Annotated in this window: 1 protein-coding gene; it reads left to right on the forward strand. The window is 47.5% G+C overall.

Annotated elements, in window-relative coordinates:
- Positions 1-864: 864 nt before the first annotated feature.
- A complete protein-coding gene (locus QUB13_RS30150) occupies positions 865-5070 on the forward strand; it encodes a CheR family methyltransferase (protein WP_333388694.1) in 4206 nt (1401 codons plus the stop codon).
- The last annotated feature ends 158 nt before the right edge of the window (positions 5071-5228 follow it).

The raw sequence follows: 5228 nt of genomic DNA on the forward strand, positions 1-5228 counted from the left end.
CTTGCGTCCCAGACGCGAGCTTTGAGCGGTGCTTTCTGTCGTTTCAGATTTCTTCTCCCCACAATAAAACCACCCTGGGTGATGCCGGGAGAAACCCGGTTTCTTGGAGTTTTTGATTGGGTGACGAAAAATATAAAGAGAAACCCGGTTCCTGAGATTTACGCAAGGGGAGAGAAACCGGGTTTCTACGACTTTTTGATTGAGTGACGAAAAATATAAAGAGAAACCCGGTTTCTGAGATTTACGCGGGGGAGAGAAACCGGGTTTCTAGGACTTTTTTGTTGGGTGAAAAGAAATATAGATAGAAACCCGATTTCTGAGATTTACGCAGAATAGAGCTCTCGCTCTCGATCGCACAATTAATTCCCACGATTTACCGCAACCGACGACAATTTATGTCATAGTTGTAAGGAAAAAGTTATTAAATTAAAATATCCCTACCTTCCCAAGTAAGCGATAAAAGCTTAAAATAGGGTGTTCTGAACAGAAAGTAGGGGGTATGCGAGCCGGTTCTCAGCCCGAACGATGGGACAACCAAATAGGCCCTCGGGGGGATAGTATTTAAGCGATTTCGTGCTTAATTTATGAATATGGCAGCCGCCGACGAGAGTAGAAAAAAAACACGATTTTTCAAGTATTTGACCCCAATTCCTACCATCGCTCTAACAGGGTACCTAATCCCTAATAGCTGGTAAAACTATAGTCATTTATTGCAATGACATGGGAGGCGTCAGCCCTCCCCTTTGTGTTTTACCAGCTATAAGACGGTTTCACAATTTTAGCAGCTCAAACTGCTATAAATTAACCTCTATTATATTTTTTCAAGCTGACCAGATTTATTAGCTGCTAATCGGCGGTACTTAAATGAACTTAATTAACGAAAATACATGGGGATCGATCGCCCCCGGTGCGATCGACTTAGAACTCGAAGCTAAAACCGATGCCCCTTTTCCGATCGTCGGGATTGTGGCCTCTGCCGGAGGGTTGGAAGCATTCATCCAGTTGCTGACCCACTTACCTGCAGACACCGGCATGGCATTTGTGCTGATCCAGCACCTAGCGCCCGATCGCCAAAGTTTGCTGGGCGAAATTCTTGCCAGAACCACGCAAATGCCCGTGCGCGAGGTGGAAGAGGGGAACGCCCCACAACCGAACCATATCTACATCATTCCGCCGAATACCAAGCTGCTGCTGCTGGAAGGAAAGCTGAGACTGATGCCGAGGGAAAAGGTTTTTGGCAAATATATGCCGGGAGATGCGTTTTTCGAGTCCTTAGCACTCGATTGGGGACAAAAAGCCATCGCCGTAGTTTTATCGGGAGCAGATGGAGACGGCGCTCTGGGGCTGATCGCCATCAAAGCAGCCGGAGGCGTGACTTTTGCTCAATGCGAAGCAACCGCAAAATTTGACAGTATGCCCAATACCGCCGTCGCTACAGGCAGTGTAGACTTCATTCTGCCGCCTGAAGCAATTGCGCGGGAACTGGCAAATCTCAGCCACCACGCCTTTCTCGCCCTGCCGCTTCCCGTGGTTAACACTGAGGAATTTCCCGAACCTGGATCGGCCCTGGCGACGATTTTTGCGCTGCTCAAATCGATTACAGGCGTTGACTTCAGCCACTACAAACCGGCCACCCTGAACCGGCGAATGCAGCGGCGGATGCTGCTGTACAAGCTGGAACGAGTGGAAGATTACGCTCAATATTTGCTGGATCATCCGGCGGAAGTCAGAGCTTTGTATGAAGAAATCCTGATCCACGTCACGAGTTTTTTCCGCGACTTAGAGGTTTTTCAACGCTTAAAAGAACAAGTTTTCCCCACTATTACTCACAATAAATCAACAGAAGCTCCGGTGCGGATTTGGGTGGCTGGATGTTCGACTGGTGAAGAAGTTTATTCGATCGCCATTTGCTTGTTAGAGTTTTTGGGCGATCGGGATCTTTCGCTGCCGATCCAGATTTTTGCCACAGACATCAGCGAGGCGGCGATCGGCAAAGCTCGGTCTGGTTTATACACAGAAAACCAGATGTTAGGCGTTTCACCAGAGAGACGCACTCGCTTCTTTGTCTCCGTAGAAGGAGGCCGATATCGCATCAGCAAAGCAGTCCGCGAACTGTGCGTATTCGCCCGACAAAACTTAGGCATCGACCCCCCTTTTTCTAATCTCGATTTGATTAGCTGTCGCAATGTACTAATTTATTTAGCAGAACCTTTACAAAAACGAGTTTTAGCGATTTTTCATTACAGTCTCAACCCAACAGGCTTCTTGATACTCGGTACTTCCGAAAGTACGGGGAAATCTTCGGACTTATTTAATTTAGCCGACGGCCAGTCGAAAATTTATGCCAAAAAGTTAACGGCGACTCGTCCCCGACTGTCCTTTGCGACAAGTTTTTCTCCCCTCAACCAAATAGAAAACCCCCAGCCCATGAATCCAAATTTTGCCAACAGCTTTGACTTGGGACGCGAAACAGACCAATTGATTTTAAATCGCTGTGCTTTTGTGGGGGCGGTGGTCAACGACCAGATGGAAATTGTCCAACTGCGGGGAGATACGAATCGCTATTTGAAATTAACACCCGGAACGCCGAGTTTAAATTTGTTTGCAATGGCGGTTTCAGGATTGTCTCTGGAACTTCGCACGGCTATTTATCAAGCGCAAACTCAAAACGTGACGGTGAGAAAAGAACGGGTGAGGCTGGAAGAGGGCGAATTCACAAATTTTGTTAATTTTGAGGTGATTCCGTTCCAACCTGCGATCGCGGAAATGCGCTATTTTTTGTTAGTGTTTGAAGAAGCTTTACCCCCAGCGCTCGACCTAGCTGACGTAAATTTTGACAGCCTAGAACCAAACGATTTGGAGCGGGAAATAGTGCGGCTCAGACAGGAACTGGGCACCGCCAACCAAGACAAAACTGTGGCTCAATTGCACCTGCAAGCGGTGATAGAGGAGCAAGAAAATCTCAATCAAGACTTGAGAGTTGCTAACGAAGAAATTATTTCGAGCAATGAAGAACTGCAAAGCATTAACGAAGAACTAGAAACTGCCAAGGAAGAAATTCAGGCGACTAATGAAGAACTGATTACCACTGTTGAGGAACTTCGCACTCGAAATCTAGATTTGCAGCAGGTTAATAACGATGTAACTAATTTGCTGGCAAGTATCAGTATTCCTATTTTAATGCTGGCAAATGATTTGCGGATTCGCAGCTTTACGCCGATGGCGCAGCGGCTGTTCAATCTGATTTCTACGGATGTCGGGCGCCCGTTTAGCGACATCCGAGCCAATCTGGAAATTCCCAATTTAGAAGCCATGATTTGGGAAGTGCTCGATACTCTCAATACCAAAGAACAAGAAGTGCAAACTGCATTGGGACATTGGTACGCCCTCCGCATTCGTCCTTACCGTACAGCGGAAAACCAGATTGAGGGTGTGGTGATGGTTTTGATTGATATTGACGATCTCAAACGCAGTGCTGCAACCCTAGAAACAGCCCGCAACTATGCAGAAACAATTGTGGAAAGTGTGCCAACTCCTTTAATCGTGCTGGATGCTAGTTTCCGAGTGAATACCGCTAATCGATCGTTCTACGAAACGTTTAAAGTTTCATCTTCAGAAACCGCCCAAACTTGTTTGTTTGAAATTGCTGACGGGCAGTGGAATATCTCGCAACTGCGAGGTATGTTGCAAGATATTCTGCTTAATAATGTGGAAGTTGAAAATTTTGAGGTGGAGCAGGTTTTTGAGCGACTAGGGCCGAAAACTGTGCTGCTAAATGCTTGTAAAGTTGAGCCAGAAGAGAGGGTTTCGATGATTCTGCTGTCGGTGGAGGATATCACCGATCGCAAGCAGTTTGAGACAGAGCGATCGCAGTTATTGGATCAGGAAAAATGGGCTCGCCAACAAGCAGAAATTGCTAACAGAGCTAAGGATGAATTTCTGGCGAATCTCTCCCACGAGCTCCGCAATCCCCTGACTCCGATTCTAGCGTGGGCGCAAATACTCCGCACCGGAAACTTGAAAGAAGCAGCCACCGATCGCGCCCTAGATGTGATCGAGCGCAGCGCTATGACGCAAGCTCAGTTAATCGAAGATATTATCGATATTTCGCGGATTACCAACGGTAAGCTTCAACTCAATATTAGTTCGATCGATCTGGCTTCTGTGGTGCAAGCTGCGATCGATGGGCTGCAATTATCAGCGGAGGCCAAAAACCTTGAAATTGTTTCGCAGTTGACTTCTGTAACTGTCTTGGGCGATGCCGATCGCTTGCAACAAGTTGTGTGGAATATCTTGTCTAATGCGATTAAGTTTACTCCACCGGGGGGACGAGTGGAAGTTGCTTTACAGGCGATCGACGATCGCGCTCAAATTCAAGTCACGGACACCGGAAAAGGGATTGCGCCGGAGTTGTTGCCGCATATTTTCGATCGCTTCCGCCAAGGAGATTCTAGCACGACTAAGAAAAATCAAGGTCTGGGATTGGGTTTGTCGATCGTCTACCATCTCGTGGAATTGCACGGGGGAAGGGTGCAAGCCGATAGTCCGGGGCAGGGAAAAGGAACTACAATAACTGTGAGATTGCCTTTGCGAGGCTCGGCTGAAGATATTGCACAGCTAAACGCTTTAGAGTCGGCTGCACTGTCAGAGCCTTTGAACACTTTAGGCGATCGTGTCCCTTCTTTAGAAAATTTGCAGGTTTTAGTTGTCGATGATGAAGCTGATACCCGCGAGCTCTTAAAATTTGTGCTCGAAAGCTACGGCGCGGAGGTATTGACGACGGAATCTGTCACAGCGGCGATGGCTGCTTTGACGGAAAATCCCGGCAGATATGACGTGCTGATTTCGGATTTGGGAATGCCCGAAGAAAACGGATATTCTTTAATTCGGCAAGTGCGAGCTCTGGCTGCAGCAGCCGGAGGACAAATCCCCGCCGCGGCGCTGACTGCGTATGCGAGCGAGCAAGAGCGCGAAAGGGCGATCGCAGCGGGTTTTCAAACACATATTGCTAAGCCGGTGAAGCCTGTTCAAATAGTATTAATAGTGGCTAATTTAGCAGGAAGATTTTAAACAATGTGGAATTTTTACTGATGATATTTGAGATAAAAATTAGCGGCTTCAACTCTTGTCCCCCCCTTCTTAAGGGGGGTTAGGCAGGGTGGTTTTATTGTGGGGAGAAGAAATCTGAAACGACAGAAAGCACCGCTCAAAGCTCGCGTCTGGGACGC

This window comes from Microcoleus sp. B4-D4, from assembly GCF_036705185.1.
Lineage (GTDB): Bacteria > Cyanobacteriota > Cyanobacteriia > Cyanobacteriales > Microcoleaceae > Microcoleus.